At 66.7% G+C, this 16,946-nt stretch carries 16 protein-coding genes and 4 tRNA genes; 5 read left to right on the forward strand and 15 right to left on the reverse strand.

Translation table 11 applies throughout. The features are described 5' to 3' along the window. On the forward strand, positions 1–315 hold a 315-nt coding region (locus H504_RS0115760), incomplete at its 5' end, for an integrase core domain-containing protein (RefSeq protein ID WP_026423549.1). A 9-nt stretch (positions 316–324) separates the two neighbouring features. Here H504_RS0115760 and H504_RS35380 read toward each other — a convergent pair. From H504_RS35380 to H504_RS0115810, 10 genes are all read right to left on the reverse strand, one after another. Further along, positions 325–3,030, reverse strand: a complete 2,706-nt coding sequence (locus tag H504_RS35380; RefSeq protein ID WP_051385918.1) for a lantibiotic dehydratase — start codon at positions 3,028–3,030, stop codon at positions 325–327. A gap of 80 nt (positions 3,031–3,110) precedes the next feature. Continuing rightward, on the reverse strand, positions 3,111–3,335 hold the full coding sequence (locus H504_RS0115770) for an FxLD family lanthipeptide (RefSeq protein WP_051385919.1): 225 nt from the start codon (positions 3,333–3,335) through the stop codon (positions 3,111–3,113). Beyond that, a complete protein-coding gene (gene fxlM / locus H504_RS35385; protein WP_051385920.1) occupies positions 3,332–4,600 on the reverse strand; it encodes a methyltransferase, FxLD system in 1,269 nt (422 codons plus the stop codon). The genes H504_RS0115770 and fxlM overlap by 4 nt, the downstream gene beginning before the upstream one ends. 281 nt (positions 4,601–4,881) lie before the next feature. Then, the gene (locus tag H504_RS35390) at positions 4,882–5,490 is read right to left on the reverse strand and encodes an AAA family ATPase (RefSeq protein ID WP_169735401.1); all 609 of its coding nucleotides are present in this window, start codon (positions 5,488–5,490) and stop codon (positions 4,882–4,884) included. Beyond that, the gene (locus tag H504_RS0115785) at positions 5,487–6,086 is read right to left on the reverse strand and encodes a 3'-5' exonuclease (protein WP_035304506.1); all 600 of its coding nucleotides are present in this window, start codon (positions 6,084–6,086) and stop codon (positions 5,487–5,489) included. Before H504_RS0115785 ends, H504_RS35390 begins: the two co-directional genes overlap by 4 nt. A 14-nt stretch (positions 6,087–6,100) precedes the next feature. Further along, positions 6,101–7,285: a radical SAM protein gene (locus H504_RS0115790; protein WP_245614273.1), complete on the reverse strand. Its 1,185-nt coding sequence runs from the start codon at positions 7,283–7,285 to the stop codon at positions 6,101–6,103. A 144-nt stretch (positions 7,286–7,429) separates the two neighbouring features. Beyond that, positions 7,430–7,897 (reverse strand): NUDIX domain-containing protein, encoded by a 468-nt coding sequence (locus H504_RS0115795; protein ID WP_026423553.1) that lies wholly within the window; start codon positions 7,895–7,897, stop codon positions 7,430–7,432. After that, entirely contained in the window at positions 7,897–9,213 is a 1,317-nt protein-coding gene (locus tag H504_RS35395) for a helix-turn-helix domain-containing protein (RefSeq protein ID WP_084467766.1), read from the reverse strand. The genes H504_RS0115795 and H504_RS35395 overlap by 1 nt, the downstream gene beginning before the upstream one ends. Positions 9,214–10,786: 1,573 nt before the next feature. Continuing rightward, a tRNA-Val gene (locus H504_RS0115805) sits at positions 10,787–10,858 on the reverse strand. Between the two features lie 50 nt (positions 10,859–10,908). After that, the gene (locus tag H504_RS0115810; protein ID WP_026423554.1) at positions 10,909–11,319 is read right to left on the reverse strand and encodes a TIGR02611 family protein; all 411 of its coding nucleotides are present in this window, start codon (positions 11,317–11,319) and stop codon (positions 10,909–10,911) included. Positions 11,320–11,714: 395 nt separating this feature from the next. Here H504_RS0115810 and H504_RS0115815 point away from each other — a divergent pair, with 395 nt between their 5' ends. The 4 genes from H504_RS0115815 to H504_RS0115830 all read left to right on the forward strand — a co-directional run bounded on the left by H504_RS0115815 (position 11,715) and on the right by H504_RS0115830 (position 12,521). Then, positions 11,715–12,140, forward strand: coding sequence for an SsgA family sporulation/cell division regulator (locus H504_RS0115815; RefSeq protein WP_018687187.1), 426 nt, complete (start codon positions 11,715–11,717; stop codon positions 12,138–12,140). Positions 12,141–12,248: 108 nt separating this feature from the next. Next, positions 12,249–12,321 (forward strand) — tRNA-Gly (locus H504_RS0115820). Positions 12,322–12,373: 52 nt separating this feature from the next. After that, positions 12,374–12,445, forward strand: a tRNA-Cys gene (locus H504_RS0115825). Between the two features lies 1 nt (position 12,446). Continuing rightward, positions 12,447–12,521: transfer RNA gene (locus H504_RS0115830), tRNA-Val, on the forward strand. A 50-nt stretch (positions 12,522–12,571) separates the two neighbouring features. Here the strand turns inward: H504_RS0115830 and H504_RS0115835 are convergent. The 5 genes from H504_RS0115835 to H504_RS0115850 form a co-directional block, all read right to left on the reverse strand. Further along, on the reverse strand, positions 12,572–13,762 hold the full coding sequence (locus H504_RS0115835; protein ID WP_026423555.1) for a tyrosine-type recombinase/integrase: 1,191 nt from the start codon (positions 13,760–13,762) through the stop codon (positions 12,572–12,574). Between the two features lie 125 nt (positions 13,763–13,887). Beyond that, positions 13,888–14,340, reverse strand: coding sequence for a helix-turn-helix domain-containing protein (locus H504_RS44040; protein WP_084467768.1), 453 nt, complete (start codon positions 14,338–14,340; stop codon positions 13,888–13,890). Between the two features lie 77 nt (positions 14,341–14,417). After that, positions 14,418–14,912 (reverse strand): XF1762 family protein, encoded by a 495-nt coding sequence (locus H504_RS0115840; protein WP_084467770.1) that lies wholly within the window; start codon positions 14,910–14,912, stop codon positions 14,418–14,420. After that, the gene (locus H504_RS35400; protein ID WP_051385923.1) at positions 14,909–15,817 is read right to left on the reverse strand and encodes a DNA methyltransferase; all 909 of its coding nucleotides are present in this window, start codon (positions 15,815–15,817) and stop codon (positions 14,909–14,911) included. Before H504_RS35400 ends, H504_RS0115840 begins: the two co-directional genes overlap by 4 nt. Then, complete coding sequence (locus H504_RS0115850) at positions 15,814–16,821, reverse strand: hypothetical protein (RefSeq protein ID WP_026423557.1); 1,008 nt, start codon at positions 16,819–16,821, stop codon at positions 15,814–15,816. Before H504_RS0115850 ends, H504_RS35400 begins: the two co-directional genes overlap by 4 nt. Positions 16,822–16,946: the final 125 nt, after the last annotated feature.

Here is a 16,946-nt window from a genome sequence, read left to right on the forward strand (position 1 = left end):
ATAGTGCACACCGACCGCGGATCGCAATTCCGATCAAGAAAATTCGTCCGCTCGCTCGCTCGCCACGGCCTGACCGGCTCCATGGGCCGGGTCGGCGCCGCCGGAGACAACGCCGCGATGGAGAGCTTCTTCGCGTTGCTGCAGAACAATGTTCTCGACCGGCACACCTGGCCTGCCCGCGATGAACTGCGGATCGCGATCGTGACCTGGATCGAACGCACCTACCACCGCCGCAGACGCCAGACCGCCCTCGGCAGGTTGACCCCCGTCGAATACGAAGCAATCATGACCACGCCAGCCAGCCAGGCTGCGTGACTACCACTGTCACCTACTCGTGCAGCAGACCCGGCCGCTCGCTTGGGGTAGGCAGCGGAGCAACGAGCGGTATCCGACCTGACGATCTGCCGCGAAGTATGCGGCCATGTCCGCCATCGAGACTGCCGCGAGGGCCTGGGCGGGGATATCGGAGTCCCTAGCTGATGCGATCTGGGCCAGGGCGGCAGCGGTGTCCGCGGCGAAGACTCTCTCGGCCGCAGTTGCAGCAGGACCGTCGCCATAGCGGGCCGGATGCTGCGGTGTTGAGGTCAAGGTGAGTTGGCCTGGTAGCCCGTTGCGCTCCAGCTCGGACGCGAACTCGGCGACACGAGTGGTGACGACGCTGAACTGGCCAGGGTCGGCGAGGCGCAGGAGCACGGCCAGGTGGTGATCAGCGTCGAGACGGATCATGTCGCGGTGTCGCCGAACCCACCAGTGGTCGACCAACTCGCCGAGGCTCGTGGCGAAGGCCGGTAAGTGGGTGGTCAGGATCTCGTCGAATCGCGCAGGGTTGCCGGTGATGCGGACTTGAACGAGCGTCGAGCCACCAGGCGTAAGGACCGCGGCCGGAGCGGTAGTGCTTGGCAGTGGGCGCGGGACCGGGTTGGTGGCAGTGAGTGGGATCAGCAGTTCGGCGGGTCGCCCGATCCAACCGTCGCTGTTGGGCGGGCCGTCTTCGTGCAGTTCGACGCGGTCGGCTCGGTCTAGTCGGCCCTGTAGTAGTGAGCGGTCGAGTGCGTGGTCGAGGTTCAGTGGCAGGCGAAGTTCGCCATCGACCAGCACGACGCGGTTCGGCACGCGCCAACGGTGTTGCCATGCCTGCAATGTGGTGTCGGTGAGATCCCTGGGGGTGAGTAGCCAGCGGGCGGAGGCGAGCACTGTGCGCCGGTAGCGGATGCGCGGAACGTAGGGCAGGGTCCGGGCGGCGCCGAGGTCGAAGCTGCGGAAGACCGCGGTGCGGGCGTTGGCGACTTCGGCGAGGAACCTGGCTAACGGCGGCGTCTGCGCGGTGGTGTCGAGGGCGTGCGTGATCTGGGGAGCCACGCGGCGGCCGGTGGTTTGGTGGACCAGGTACAGCTGGTCGTCGTCCGCAGTGACCGCCAGCTCGTTGATGCTGACCGTCGCGACTGCTGCGGCAGGATGCTCGGTGAGGTGCAGGACGGTCGGGAGTTGTGGCGCGACGCGGGTGACGTTCTCGTTGTGGGGGCGTCGGGGTGGAAAGGACAGGTGCACGGCCAACGCGTCGTCGGTGGTGTAGGTGGCTGCCAGCCGGGCGCGGTCTTCCTTGTCGAGAAGGTGAGCGAAGCGACCGGCCATGCTGGTGTGGGCGCGAGGTGCGGCGGTGACGCGGAGTTGAAAGTCACCGCGGTTGATCGCCTCAGTGGAAGGAGCATGGATCGCGACTCCGAGTTCGACCCGTTCAGGGGGAACTGCGGTGGTGTGGTCGCCAACGGTCAGCGTGTTGACGTCGGCTTCGCTCAGGACGACTTCGTCCGCGCCGGTGAGAGTGGCCTGTTGGATCAGGGCAAGTAGGGCGGCGTCGCGCTCGGTGAGGGTTCGCCAAGCCGGTCTGGCTCGTGGTGCACCGAGGTATCCGGATGGGTAGCCCAGCCCGGCATCGGAGACCAGTTCGAGAACGGGAACCAGCGCGCCAGGGCCGTAGCGAGCGCGGAAGCGTGCGTGGTAATCGAGCCAGGATGCAGATCCGAACGGCTGTGTTGTGGTGCGCACGAGGACGCTGGCGGCTGAGGCGGCTTCAGTCAGCACCGTCGCGGGGATGACAACTCGCGCGTCGAGTGCCACATCGACCGCCAGTACAGGCCCAGGCGTCCGCGCCACCATCCTGTCGGCGAGTTGCGCACGCAGCCCAGCGCAGTTCTGTTCGTTGTGGCTCCGTAGCAACTCATGGATCTCGCCCAGGCCAGAGTCCGCGCCTGCTGTGCGAAGTACCTGAACCAGGTGGGTCAGGCTGTCAACGGCGGTCATCGGTGCTCGGAGACTGGTGATCAGCAGGCCGGTGTCTATCAGCCCATGAAGCAGCGTGCGCACCTTCTCCAAAGAGGCCGTAGGGAACCGCGCACTCACCTCGTCGACGAGCGTTTCTAAGCCGATCGGTGTACCTGCCGCGGCGAGGGCGAACCCCACGGGCTGTGTCAGACGCACCGAGGATTCCCGCAGGGCACCAGGCGAGCTGGCGCCGATTGGGGCGCGCTTGTGGGTAATCACGCGGCCACTGCGAACGAAGCGGGTGTTGTCGGCGACCACTGTGAGGCGGTCGCGTAGCGCCGGGTGTTGTTCAAGCTGCTCGACCTGATTGAGGACCCACTCGGCGTCTGCTCGCAGTTCGACGCGGTGTTCGACCCCGACCTTGGCAACGGCCGGACCGATAGAGGCTGTGCCGACTCCCGCGAACAGACCGAACGGGGTAGCGCGGCGTTGCCAGCGGAGCAGGTACGAGGCCATGGACGTCACGGCCCGCCGGACCTGCTTGGGCGAACTGGGGCCTTGGAGAATCTGGTCAAGCCGGGCCGTCAAAGCCGGGCTCGCCAAGCGCAGGGCGTCTCGGACTTCGGAGCGAGCCCAGACTGCGGCGAGCCAGGTGCGTCCGCGCTCGATTGCTGTCGGGTCGGACAGGTCCAGGTCTGGTGGCGGGTCGAGGTCTCCGGGGTAGGTGGTGGCGCGGACCAGGACAACGCCGGTGTGCCGGTAGCGCATCGTTCGCTCCTCTCCGCTCGGCTGGTGGGACCGCCGTTGGCGCCCGCGTGGTGCCGGGCGCCAACGGCGGGGTCAGGGGGCTAGAACGGGTCGGCCGAGTTCGTGCTGCAGGCGCTGGTGCTGCAGGTGTTGCCGCACCCATCGCTGGTGTCGCAGGTGGTGATCACCAGACGGGTAGCGGACTCCACGACGCGCATGTCCAGCTCGAACTCCGTGTCGTCGATGACCGGGGCGTCGTCGACAAGGGGTTGGGCAAGGTCGAGGCCGAGCGGGGCGGCGGGTCGGTCGAGGATCAGGACGGTCATCGGTTCACCTCTCGTGGGGTTGCCTGGTCGGGTGTCGGCCAGGTGATCGTGAGCAGGCCGTGGGTCTTCTCCAGCACGGCCGTGTCGTCGCTGGCCACGGGGCGGGTAACGCCGTGCGGCCAGTAGGCGTAGGTGGGTTCCGGGCCGCCGCGAGCGAGCCGGTCCCAAGCCTGGATCTGTTCGACCATCGCCGCGGCGACTTCGGTGCCGTTCGGCCCGTAGGCGCGGGCGCCGAACTCGACGCCACTGTCGAGGCGGCGGATGGCGAGGTAGGCGAAGGAGTCGCCGCGGACGACGCCGAAGGGGAACCAGTTCTTGCGGTCGGCGGCCATCTCGGTGCCCTCGTCGACGGCGATCTTGCAGAAGCCGGGCAGGAATCCGGCGAACCACAGGTACATGTCGGCGAAGGACACCCCGTGGCTGATGGTGACCTGCGACCACACCTCGGTTCGTTCGGTGGCCAGGACGCCGTCGAGCTGGCTCATGTCCTGTGGCGGCTCTCCGTCGTCGAATCGCAGCTTGACGTTGTGTCCCTTGCCGTCCGGCAGCAGGAACACGCGCTCGTCCACCGCGCCAGCGCCTTGCATGGTGACGAACCCGCACACCTCCGACGAGGTGCTGACCAGGTGATCACCTTCGCGCCGGAAGGCGATCGACCGACTGATCCCGTTCATCCGCAGCGGGAGCACGATCGTGCCCGTTGGCGCCAACTGCTCCAGCCAGGCAGGGGCGAAGTCCCAAGCACCGACGGTCACGAGGATCGTGTCGAACGGCTCGTCCAGCCCGACCATTGGCCGTTCGGCGTCGGCGTGCAGCACAACGACCCGGTCGTCGTAACCGGTGGCCTCCAGTGCCGCACGAGCGCGCTCGACCACGTCGGAGTCGATGTCGACGCTGATCACCCGGCCGCCCGGACCGGTGACCTCGGCGAGCAGGGCGGCGTTGTAGCCACCTGAACCGATCTCCAGCACGGTCATGTCCCGCCCGAGCCGGGCCTGCTCGATCATCCGGGCTTGGATGAATGGCGCGCTCGTGGAAGAGATGATCACGCCGTCGGAGTCGCGCTTGATCGCCACCGAGTCATCAGCGTTGTAGGCGACCTCCAGCGGCGTGCCCTCGGGCACGAACCGGTGCCGCGGCACCGCGCGGAACGCTTGTTCCACCACCGGCAGGGTGATCATCCCCTGCGCCTTCAGCTTGTCGATCAGACCGTCGCGGAACTCATCCGCGCGCTCGTCGAGGTTGTCGTCTGGGAGTGTGTTCACCTGTTGCTCTTTCAGGGATTGGTTTCGTGTCTAACTTTGCGGCCAGAGGAGGGGATGCAAGTCCGGGGGAATGAGCACTGCGAGGCGGACGCCGGCGGCCTGTACTTGGCTGGCCGCGTCGTGGAATCTGGCGCATGGCCATACCTCGGCAAGACACAATGGACATGTCCGAGGAGTGCTCGCAGCGGGCAGATGTGCGGCGAGATCGTCGATCCCGCGGACAACTTGGCCCATTGGGCTGTCGACCGCGACTATGACCACTCGGCTTTCCCGCCTGCCGGTCACGGTCCCACCTGTAAGCCGGACAGGCGTGCGGTGGTGAACGCGACCGTGCGAGCCAGAGCGTGATCGTGGCCGTCGGCGGGGAGCAGTTCGTGGGGCAGGCGCATCTCGTGGAGTACGCGGTTGACGTAGTGGTCGGCCAGCACGCGGAAGTCGCTGTTGGAGTCCCGTTCTTTGTTGTCACCTATCGGGATCTCGGGGTCCAGGGTGGTGCGCAGCATCAGGTCGTAGTGCAGGCTGTGTGCCTCGACCAGAGGCTCCAGAGACGACAACGCGGCGGGATCGGGCCGCTCGTGTCGATAGGCCAACGCCGCTCGGTAGTAGCCGAGTGCGTCGGGCACGGCGCGGTCTACCAGGACGACGTCAGCGTGCAACCACGCCTCCAGCTCGTTGCTGATGCCGCGGGTGATGATCCAGAGGGTGGAGGCGTAGGTGTGGTTGAACAGGATCGGTAGCCCGATTCGCTGGGCCTGTTCTCCGAGGTCGGCGACGGTAGCGACCTGGATGTCCTGGCGGCGCAGTTCGTGGGCGAGGCGGGCGAGGAAGGTGGATTTGCCGGTGGAGTGCGTGCCGAGCACCGCCACGGTGACCGGGCGTTCGACGGTCACCACAATCCTTCCTCCTGTCGCTCGAATCCGGGCATCGCGGCGACTCGCACCAGTTCGGGCCAGTCGAGGTCGGCGTGACTGACGAGGGTGAACAGCAGTTGTGCGGTCATCCAGGTGTCGTATCCGGCGCGGTGCCGCTGGCCGGGGTACTGGTGCGTGTCGAGTTGGACGTCGTCGATGAGCCGGTCAAGGCCGTAGCCGCTGGTCGATCCGGGTCGGAGGTGCTTGGCCAGTCGAAGCGTGTCCAATACCAGGGAGGGTTGCCAGGTCGGCAGGTGAGCGGACAGAACGCGGTGTTCGACCGATGCGTTGTGCGCGATCAACACCCGGTCGGAGAGGGCTTCGGTGACCTGGTCGGCTACCTGGGACCACGTCGGGCAGTCGGTGACGTCGGCATTGCTGATGCCGTGCACCTTGCGGGTGACCAACGGGGTGATCGGAGATTGCGGGCGAATCAACCAGGTGGTGACGTGCTCGGGTTTCACGGGCTGGTCGAGGTGCAGGATGGCGATCTCCACGATCTCCGGCGGCTGTCCGCCGTTGCCCTCCACGTCGACCACCGCCAGCCGCCGACCAGCCAATGCCGCGGGGATCATGAGGAGACGCCTTCCTACTGGTTGCTGGGCCAACCGATGTCGGCCCGTCCGTGCTGATGCCGGTGGTGGGGCTTCGTGAGGTCGTGGACCTGGTAGCCGAGGTGGTGCTGCATCCGGTACCGGCGCTGTTCGTCCAGCCCGTCGACCACCACCGCGCGATCGGTGATCTCCACCAGCCTGCCGCCCAGTGCCTCAGCCATCGGCGCGACCCGCCCGACCGCTGGCGGAGACCACGCGGTCGAGCACCGCTGGAGTTGGGCGGCGGGGCAGATGTCGCATAGCTCGCGGATGCCGAAGTGGCCGTTGTAGTCCGCCAGGCCGTGGGCGTAGGTGACCGCGCAACTGGTCTTGCGGAACAGCGGCGACCCGTGTCCCCGTGTGGCCGCCGCTGCGAGGATGCGTCGTTCCAGGTCGCGGGGGAAGATTTTGCGGCGGGCCTGGTCCTCGTAGGGTTCGGGCAGACCGTGGGCGCGGTAGTAGTCGCGGATCTGGTCCTTGAAGAACAGACCGGTGAACACCGTCGCGTGTGCGTGTCTACTCAACTCCAGCGCCGACCGGATGTGGTGATCGGCGTCGTTGAGACCAGGCACGATCGGCCGCCAGTACAACACCACTCGGTATCGCTCAGCGTGCTCGAACGCCGTCTGCAACGACGCCGCGGCGATATCGGAGTCGACCGGCTCGATCCGGTCGTCGGTGATTCCCGACCGGGTGACCAGCAGGGTGACCTTGAGATGCCCGAACGAGTTGAGCACGGCGCAGTCCTCAGGCGTGACCCGCCACCGGGTGATCACCAGAACGTGGTTGGTCAACCCGCGCTCGTCCAGCAGCCGCAGAGTGTTGAACGTGTGCGGTTTGACCCGCGGCAACATCGGGTCGGTCGCCCGGTTGAACACCTGCACCGGCGTGACGTGCGGCTCGAAGAACCGGTGACCGACCAGCAGATCGACCGCGTCGGCGTCAGCCATCAACGCGCGGGGCACCTTCATCTCGTAGTTGCCGAACAGATGCCGCACGCAGTACCCGCAGTCCAACGGGCACCCGACCACGTGATTCAGGCTCAACCCGCTCTTGCGGTACTCGACGACCTCCAGCAACTCCGGCCGCAGCCCCGCCTGCTGCGTCGTACTCAGGATGGGCAGCGGGTTCCGTACGAGGTCGGTCTGTCCGTCCGAGTCCTGGCTGGTGGAGATCGTCACGGAAGCCTCCTGCTCCTCTGGCACGCAACCTTGCGTTGAGTGCCATCTGAACAGGGCTCACCGGGGCTCGGTCAGGGGGCAAACAGTCAAATGAGCGTGGACAGCATCGACTATTTGCCCCCTACCGACGATCAGGCAGGCCGGCTACCGGCCGGTGCGCGGCTGGCCATGTTCGAGGTACACAGGTGCGACTCCGCCGTGAGCCTGGAACGCCTCGGTCAAGCGGCGCTCCAGCCTCGGGATCACGAAGTCGCCGAGGCGGGAGACCGCGACCCACTCGACCTTGTCCAGCTCGACCTGGTCGAGCTGGATGCGTTGCTCGTCCTCGCCGAGGCCGCCGCAGTCGAACACGTAGAGGATCTTGTCGCCTTCTGCCCCGTTCGGCGCCCAGTCGTGGACCAGGAGGCGTTGGATCGATCTGGTCAGCCCCAGCTCCTCGCGGACCTCGCGCTCACACGCATCAGCGGGCGATTCACCGATGTCGACGTAGCCACCCGGGATGTCCCACCGATTCCCGTACGTCTTGCGCACCAGCAGGATCTTGTCGGCGTTGACGAACAACGCGCCCGCAGCGAGTCGGGGTGTGGCGAACTTGTCTGCTGGGCTGCCCATCACGCCATCCCGGTGATGTCGACTCGCTGCGCGAGCTTGTCGAGCTGCACCCCAGGCTTCCCCGGCGAGTTCTGGACCAACGTCATGACAACCCTTCTGGCTACGTGGTGCTTGCGTACGTGTTCGGGAGCCATTCGCTCCGCGCCCAGGAGCGTGCCGAGCGCGTCATCGCCTCTGCCGGTCAAACTCTGCGCACGGGCGAAGTCCAGCAGATACCGCACGCGGCGCTCGACCGGCACGTTCGCGGTGTCGATCGGCAGTCTCGTGCTGAGAACTGTCTGGAGATCACCCAGTTCCGCCGCTGTGTTGACCCGGTGGATGGCCACGTTCGTCGGTCCGAACGCCGTCCAGAGATCGTTGCCATCGCGCCCGAGCCGTCGCGCGGCCTGGGCGGCTTCGTCCAGGTAGCCAGTGGTCCGGACACCGTCACCAAAGCGTGCTGCCGCCATGGACCCGGCGAGGAACAACATCCCGTACACGGACACCGCCGCACTGCCGCGGGCCAGCTCGCCTTCCACACCTCGCGCGCCAGACTCGATGACCCGCATCGCGGCCTCGAAGCGCCCGTTCGACAACATCGCGAAGGCCACCGAGCGCATCAGCGACCCCCTGATCACAGGGTCGTCGGCCTGCTCGGCAGCGTTCAAACCGCGTTCAGCGGCTATCCACGCCAAGTCCGGATCTTGCGTCTTCGTCAGCACCGAAGCCGCCACCTGGTACGACAACGCCAGCACACCCTGAGCCGCGGATCGCCCCGAAATCGACGCCTCATGAACGGCTCGTTGCGCGTCGCCGAGCACGACCAAAGCTCTACCTGCCGCGACGGTAAAACGCGACTGCTGGTAAGCGTCGAACGCAGCTTTCAGGTCGTGCTTCACCGCCCCCAAAGTGGGTGGATCACGATCGTCACCCTGTCGCTGAGCCGGGGATGTCGCGTAACTGGTCAACGCCTCGCACAGCTCGGCCACCGAACCTGACGAGCGCCCTGCCAGCCGGGGCATCGATGAACCACGCCTGGGTTCCGAAGCGATGTACCCAACCAGCCGCGCACGCCGCTGGGTCTGGTCCTGCTTCGCCAGCTCACGGAGCCTGATCAACTCACCGCCGGCGCCCAGAGCCGCGTCCAGCGCACGAACAAGATCGACAGAGGGCAGGTTCCTCTGCGGTCGCTCAGCCAGCGACACATACTGGCGGGTGTACCCGACACGCTGGGCAAGCTGCGGCTGGCTCAGCCCGGCTGCTTTGCGAAGCCTGCGGACCTCACCAGCAAGGCGAGCAGCAGTCTCACTGGCTTCGCCCTCACTGCCGTGCGACACCCCGCCGACGCTACCAGCCGAGCCGCTACGGTCAGAAAGTCCGACAGACCTCTACGCGATCTCCAGCAGCGTCGAAGCGGCGGGGGCTACAGCGCTGCATGGGAGGGCTGCAACTCTTTAACCAGCGCTGAGCAAGATCGCGACCATCGCTCCTGCACCGAGGTAAGGCCCCAGAGGTATCGGTGAGGCTCGGTAGGCACATTTCGCCAAGCGGAGTACACCCCGGACAGCCGCCGCGATAAGCCAACCAAGGAGTGCAACAGTCAAACCGCCGTCCAGCCGTACCACCCCAGCGCGAGGTCTAGGACGTCAGCGAGTTTGAAGTCTCCGGCGCCGAGTCCACCGGTTGCGAGGGCGAGGTAGGACGCGGCGAGGCCGCCCGTTCCGAGCAGGGCACCTGTCAAGTTGGCGTGCTGCGGGTCGAGGACGGTGACAGCAGTGAGGCCGCGCCGAGTCGAACGGCCCGTACTCGTCCAAGCCGTGATCGGCGGAGCGGTGGGTCTTGTCCCCGTTCTGGTCGAACTTGAACGTCGGTGGCTCAAAGCGGTTCGACCGCACCTGCCGGGCGGCGTTGGACGAGTCCACCGGCGGCTCCAGCGTCGCCAGCAGGCCGTGCGCGATTGTCAGCGGCCCCCGGTCCGCGAGCCGACCGGCAATGTCGACCGTCTTCTCGAACCGGCTGAACGCACCGAGCAGTTCGAAGACCACAGCCTCTAACTCCTTGACGATTTGCGGCCGTCCGACCTCGCTAGCGTCATGACTACGTTGCTGAATGTCTCCCGGTGCCCCTCAACCACGCCTCAGCGAACGATATTCGCGGGTAGCGAACACCGTGGGCCTGCCGTGTGCGGCGACATCGGCGATCAACGTGACACCAGCGATCCCGGATTACGTCCTGGATACGACGTGGGTGTCCGCCAACTCCACGCGGAGGGCGGTTGAGGTGGTCGTTCTACTCGTACTTGACCAGTCCCCCGTTGAAGGACCCGTCGAGAAGACGACCGGCATGAAGTCGGACACGACACCGACACCAAGACCAAAGTGCTGGCTCGAGATTCGAGTCACCAATAGATCGCAATGAGTGACTAAGAGAGGTCGAGTCGATGGCCTAGGGGCACGCCGTTCTCGTTCCATCCTTCGGCCGCGTCCTGGTGAACCTAGACCTACCGAAGGTGGCGATGGCCGGATTGCGAGGTGTCGACCACGGTCGACGTGCCAGCAGTGTCGCCCCCAGTGAGCCGTTGTCATGATGAAGTCGAGCCCGTCGTGGCTGATCAACACCGCGTCCCCGCCTGGCCCGGCTCATCCACGGCCGCCGCCGCGACATCGACGACGACCACAGCCATATCACGAATCGCCTGGTCAAACACATGTTGATCACTTTGGATCATTGCCGGGAGCAGGGTGTGGACTGGGGGTGACCCGGAAACGACGCTGTACCAACGAAGACGGCCTGACCTCTTCGGTATGCGCGTTGGGGTCAGATCACGCTGCTCCCCACGTGCTCCCCGAAACGATCAACGCCCCACCAACGTGATCCGTTGGCAGGGCGCTGACCTGCAAATATAACCAGTGGGCGATACTGGGATCGAACCAGTGACCCCTTCGGTGTGAACGAAGTGCTCTCCCGCTGAGCTAATCGCCCGGTGTGGCCGTGGGCCACATCGACAGGGGAAGAGTACAGGATGGTCTTGGTCAGGTGAAAAGGGGGGACCCCAGCCACGGCCAGTGCACGCCGAACCAGCCGCCGACCAGGGAGAAGGTGTTGAGGAGCCAGAGGGTGGCCAGGACGACGGCGGCGGTAGCGGCGAGGACGAGGAGGCGGACGGCGAGGGGTTGGTGTTTGAGCCAGTCGGTCCAGGCGTTGTATTTGGTGCGGGCGTAGGTGAGGGCGCGGTGGGCCCAGGCGAACTCGGCGGCGAGGATGGCGAGGCCCGCGAAGACGATGAGCCAGCCGGGGCCGGGGTATGGGATCAAGACGACCCCCGCGACCAGCACGAGTCCACCGACGACGCCGACACCGGCGCGCCAGACGGTTCGGGTCGTGGGGTTGCGGTTAGCCCATTCGGGGCGCATGGCGCCTTTCTCACGGGTCCCTTCGGTCACGCTGTCACCACCTCTCGCAGACTGTTTCCCATTCTGCCGTTGGGCCGTTCGTGCGGCACGATCAAGCGTCTTGACTCACCTGTGACCTGCGGGAAGGGTGGGTCACACCACAGTCCTGGGTCACCTCCGCAGGTCAGCGCGGCATTGCCACGGGCGTGGAAAACAGGGAAGGAACATTCGTGCTCAGGGCGCTACCACGGCGGCCGAAAACCAGCCAGTATGGAGAAGCCCTACGTAGAATCATCACTCTGCGCAGTGGTGAGACAGCCCTCCGCACAGGAGTGGTGCACCGGACGGGTGATGTACGCCTGTTCCGCGTCCCGCTTGGTGCGTGGTGCCGTCACATAGAAGGGACTCAGTCGTTTGGCTGGGAGGGGAGAAGAAGGGTAGCGACGATGCGAAACGATCACGTCACGCTGCGGTCGACCGCGGTGTTCGACCTCTTGGCACCGAGGACCCCCGCGGTCCCGGTGAAGGTCGAACTGCGCTACGACACCCGTGATCCGTACGCGGTGGTCGCGGCCTTCCGCACCGGGCGCGCCGGTTGGGTCGAGTGGGTGTTCGCCCGCGACCTGCTCGCCGACGGCCTCATCGCCGAGGCGGGCGACGGCGACGTCCGCATCCGCCCGGCCGTCGACGACCCCGAGGTCGTGGTGATCGAGCTCAGCTCCCCGTCCGGCCACGCCGTGTTCGAGGCCTCCGCCCAGGAACTCGCGGACTTCCTCGACCGCACCTATGACGTGGTCGTCCCCGGCAATGAACACCTCTGGGTCGACGTCGACGAGGCCCTCACCCACCTGATCTCCACTGACCTGACCTGAGCGAACGCCGAACCGCACCCCCCGATTTGGAACCCGGTTCGGCCGTCCGATAGAGTTCTGCTCACACCACGGGGGACAACCTGAAGGCCTGGGAGCTCTCGGTGGCGTGCGGACGTAGCGCAGCTGGTAGCGCATCACCTTGCCAAGGTGAGGGTCGCGGGTTCGAATCCCGTCGTCCGCTCGGAAGCGGTTCGGCCTCTGCGCCGGCCCCCCGGGGCCACCCCTCGGGATCCGGCGGAGTGGCCGAGTGGCTTAGGCAAGGGCCTGCAAAGCCCTGTACGCGGGTTCGATTCCCGCCTCCGCCTCGGGCGATTAGCTCAGTGGGAGAGCACTACCTTGACACGGTAGGGGTCACTGGTTCAATCCCAGTATCGCCCACCAGTTATATACACTGGTCACAAGCCCCGTCCTCCACCTCGGAGGGCGGGGCTTCAGTGATCAAATGGAGACGATTGGGAGACGGCGGGATTCTTACCGTCGCGGTATTCGATCTCCAGCCTGGTGAACACCGGCTTCAGGTGCGGGAACCACGTCACCAACTGTGACCGCTCGGCGGTCGTCAACGCGATCAGGCTCGACTCCCATCGCGCCTCCAGCGCGTCGAGGATCTGCTTGCGCATGACCTCGGTCACGTGGTCGTAGGTGCGGCCGATGCCCTTCATCTTCTGCCCCAACCTGGCTCGGCGAGCGACCTCGGGAACACCGTCCTCGGTCAGCCAGGTGGCGTGGGTGTGGCGACCTTCGTGGAAGGTGAACCACGGCAGGATCGCGGGAACGTGATTCTCCGCGGTCGGAGCGTCGGGGTTCACGCCGTCCCAGGCCCTGCGCCAGAAGCGCTGGCGGAAGTTGGACCGCCGCCACGGGTGCCCTTCGGGAGTGGCGAAGGCGAACGCGCGACGGTTGCTGTCGAGCAGCAGTTCGTAGAACACCGCGATACTCGGCGGCAACTGCACCGATCGCATTCCGGCCGGTGTCTTCGTCCTGCCCTTGCGGGCGGAGAGCCCGCGGCGACGCCTGGCCGGTTGCGGCGGCGGGACGTCGACCAACGCCGTGCCGTGCTTCTTCAGCGTCCCGCCGACCTCCTTCAGCGGCGCCTGAACACTGATCTCCTTGCTCTGGTCGTCGTACTCGTGCCGCTGCTGTCCGGCCAACTCGCCCCACCGGGCGCCGGTGTAGACGTCGAGCAGGCAGAGCGTGAACCCGCCGACACCGAGGCCGGCCTCATACAGCCGCATCGCCGCCCGCAGCGCCTGCACCGGCGAGGCGACGAACCGCTCCAGCTCGTAGTCACCCGAGGACACCCGCACCCCGCTGCACGGACTGGCGGGGATGATCCGCTCCTTGACCGCCGCCTTCATGAAGGTCGAGAACGTGGCGAAGATCGACGACACCGTGGTCTGGGCGTACTCCTCGTGCAGCTCCGAAACCCACTTCTCGATCTCGACGTAGCTGTTGAAGATGCCGATCAACGGCCAATCGCCCCACTGCGGGATCAGATGGGTATCGAGATGCGACCGGTACTTCGCCGCCGTGCCCTCGGCGAGCCGAGGCTTGATCGCGGCCAGGTACCCCTCCGCGAACACACCGAACGGCGTCTCGGCCTCACGCGGGTCGATCCACATGTTCCGCCGGATCAACGCCTCTTGCTCGTCGCCGTAGTCCAGCGCTGCCTTCTCGGAGGAGAAGCCGGACTGGCTGCCCCAGGTGCCGTCGGGGCGCTTGTACCGCGATCTCCATGTTTTGCCGATTAACTCGCCATACGCCATGGGAGACCTCCCTTCCTTGTCGTTCCCGCTCTAGGTGATGCGGACTTTTGTGCTTGCTCCGCGAACCGGATGATCGCCGCGATGTCGTCGCGACTGAATCTGTAGTGCTTGCCGATCCGGCGATGAGGGATCTGTCCAGAGGCGGCGAGATCTCGCAACGTCCGTGGTGACATGTGGAATAAGTCCCCGACCTGATCGGCTGTGAGAAGTTCCTCCGCTGACACCGGTGATCTCGCCACGAGTGCGCGAACTGCCTTGGCCAACTCGTCGACACTGCTCACGAGTTCGTATCCCGTGGACTGCTCTCCCTTCTGTGTGGACGGACACGCGCAGGCATCGCTATCGGCACTGCCTTCCGGTGGTGTGGACATGACTGACTCGCCCTCGTCGGTGAAGCATCTGAAAAGGGCTGCGCCTGTACGGGAATCCGTCATCGTGATGGCCGGATTGCCAGCTGTACCATCTGTTTACCGTGCAGCGCAAACCCCAGGACCTTGCCGCCGGTCTTCCCTCAGGCGGCTACTGTGTAATCCCCCGCGCGGATCTCCCAGCGCACCCTCGCGATCCCGTCGACACCTCGGTCTTGTCGCGGTCTGCCCGGAGTGGACCACCCTGAGCGGGGGCGCAGTTCGTCGACGGCGATCAGTCCAGCAGCACGGAGACTTGCCCCGGTCTCGCCGTGCTGGGTGTAGGTGATCATGCGGTGATAGCCCATGGCGCGGGCCGCACGCCAGCAGGCGCCGTACAGCTTGGAGTTGGCACCGTGGTGGCCGAGAGTGCAGGTCCTGGTGACCTCGACGGTGCTGTCGTCGTCGAGCAACCGGGCGACGGGCCTTCCCACGGTGGCCACTCCGACAAGCTTGCCTACACGCTCCACTCCGACGGCGAACTTCATGCCCCGCGGCGGCCTGTGGTGACGGTGATGTGCCGCGATGAAGGCAGTCGCCTCCCGAAAGCTGACCGGGACGATCCGTAGCTGCAACGGTGCCGGTGCCAGGACACTCATGCGGCGGCACTTTCGGTGATCGGCTCAGCGAGTCGTCCGCTTCGCAGTCCACTTCGGCGGGATCGCGCAGCCCCGATCGCTGGCCCGCCACCATCGCGGACATCGCGAGCGGCACACGCAAGTACAGCCACATGAGCGGGGCGGAAGATCAGTACGTGGCGGTGAGCTACCAATGCGATCGGTCGACCGCTGGGGTGCGCGCGGACTCGGCGTCGTTCGGTGAGGGTGGCACGGGTGTGGACGCGGTCGTGGTGGAGCGCGGCGGTGAGGGCGATGGCGTGGTGAACGGGGACCAACCCCGTGGTGCGTCCGGCGTCGAGGATGGCGGTGGCGAGGTCGACGAGTTCGCCGCGGTCGTTGCGGGTGGGTGTGGCGACGACGGCGATGTGGCCGCCGGGGTGCAGGACTGCACGGGTGTGGTTGAGCGTGGTGGTGAGGTCGGTGACGGCGTCCGGTCGTGTGGGGTTGCGGAGGGCGGTGATGGCGAGGGTGGCGGTGCCGCGGGTGCCCGTGGCACGGATGTGGGTGAGGGCGGTGGCAGGTTGGTCGAGGACGCCGCCGTCGGACCAGGCGCCTGCGTGCTTGGCGGCGGTGATGTTGGTGCGGGCGAGTCGCCACCAACGGCGGTTTCTGGTGAGGCCGAGGGCGGGGCGTTGGTGGTGGAGGGCTTCGACGAGGGTGGTGCCTGCGCCGCAGTCGGGGTCGAGGACGAGTTCGCCGGGCCAGGTGTAGCGGGTGATGATCTCCGCGGCGATGGCGGGCGGGATGAGGTCGGGGTCGGTGGCGGTGCTGGGGTGGTAGCCGCCGTCGGTGAGTTGGGTAGTGAGGTCGATCTGTCCGGTGAGCCAAACCGAGCCGCCGCCGGGGGCCTGGTGGTCGGATGGGTCGAGGGGGTTCGTGGTCATCGGGCCTCGCCAGTGTCGGTCGTGGTGAACACGAGGAGGTCGGCGTGTTCGGTGGTGTCGGCGGGGCCAGCCGGGTCGAGGGTCCCGGGCCGGTGGCCGCGGCGTGCGGGGGCGCGTCGTGGGGTGGTGGTCAGGAGTACGACACGGTCCAGGAGGAGTAGTCCGGCGCGGATGGTCTGGGGGATGACCGTGGTGGCGGGGTCGATGAGTCGCCCGCCGTGTCTGTGACTGTGGGTGAGGACGGCGAGGGTGCCGGTCGGGGTCAGCATGGGCGCCCAGTCGGCGGGTCGCAGCCAGTCGGTGGCGCTGGGCGGGACCGTGGTGATGATCAGGTCGTAGCGGTCGACGGACCTGTCGGTCTGATCTCCGGGGCGTTCGGTCCGAGGCTCGTCGGCGGTCCGAGTCGAGTTACCCCCGCCGGTACGGGGGAGGTCCGCAGCACTCGGTCCGGGTCCGAACTCGGACTCGCTCGGGCCATCCCCGGCAGAGGCCCGACGCGAGCCAGCAACGCTGTGGCGGGTCGACGTCTCCGGCGACTTGGTGAGGTCGGCAGAGGTTGGTCCGATGAGGTGGGTCCGGGTGCCGCGGCCGAGTCGGAGGACGATCCAGGCGGCTTCGGTCAGGCCCGACAACGGGCTCGGGCGGGCCGGGCGTGGGACGCCGAGGTGGGCCTGGCCGGTGGGGTCGAACAGGTCGACGGCGCCGACGAGCAGGACCCTTTGGCCGGGTGTGGTGTAGGTGGTGACGATCTTGGCGGTGGCGGTCAGCAGCCACGGCGCCAGCCGCCCGAGATCACCCGCGGCGGCGGGTTGGGTCGGGCTGGAGGCGCAGGGCCAGACGGTCGCTGGGCGGGGCGCACGGCCGCGGACGCGGCGTCGGTGTTCCGGTCGCCGCAGCCCGGGAGGATCGGGAAGGGCGCGGTTTCGGTGGTCGGCTCGGTGTCGGCCTTCGGCCGGTGTGCGGCGGCGACGCCGGGGGTGTTCGTTGTCGGACAAGGCGGCCATGAGGATTCCTCTGCGGTGGGGTAGGTGAACGCCCCTGAACTCCGGAATCACCGCCGGTTTTGGACACGGCAGCCACGAAAATCTTGAACTATTTCAACCACGGGACACTTTGACCCGCCCAAGTA

Source organism: Actinokineospora inagensis DSM 44258 (assembly GCF_000482865.1).
GTDB lineage: Bacteria > Actinomycetota > Actinomycetes > Mycobacteriales > Pseudonocardiaceae > Actinokineospora > Actinokineospora inagensis.

Coding starts and splice junctions, on each gene's coding strand:
- H504_RS35380 (WP_051385918.1), bottom strand. CDS start 3,030: ATGCGCTACCGGCACACCGGCGTTGTCCTGGTCCGCGCCACCACCTAC.
- H504_RS0115770 (WP_051385919.1), bottom strand. CDS start 3,335: ATGACCGTCCTGATCCTCGACCGACCCGCCGCCCCGCTCGGCCTCGAC.
- H504_RS0115785 (WP_035304506.1), bottom strand. CDS start 6,086: ATGATCCCCGCGGCATTGGCTGGTCGGCGGCTGGCGGTGGTCGACGTG.
- H504_RS0115795 (WP_026423553.1), bottom strand. CDS start 7,897: ATGGGCAGCCCAGCAGACAAGTTCGCCACACCCCGACTCGCTGCGGGC.
- H504_RS0115815 (WP_018687187.1), top strand. CDS start 11,715: ATGCGAAACGATCACGTCACGCTGCGGTCGACCGCGGTGTTCGACCTC.
- H504_RS0115835 (WP_026423555.1), bottom strand. CDS start 13,762: ATGTGGATCGACCCGCGTGAGGCCGAGACGCCGTTCGGTGTGTTCGCG.
- H504_RS44040 (WP_084467768.1), bottom strand. CDS start 14,340: ATGACGGATTCCCGTACAGGCGCAGCCCTTTTCAGATGCTTCACCGAC.
- H504_RS0115840 (WP_084467770.1), bottom strand. CDS start 14,912: ATGAGTGTCCTGGCACCGGCACCGTTGCAGCTACGGATCGTCCCGGTC.
- H504_RS35400 (WP_051385923.1), bottom strand. CDS start 15,817: ATGACCACGAACCCCCTCGACCCATCCGACCACCAGGCCCCCGGCGGC.
- H504_RS0115850 (WP_026423557.1), bottom strand. CDS start 16,821: ATGGCCGCCTTGTCCGACAACGAACACCCCCGGCGTCGCCGCCGCACA.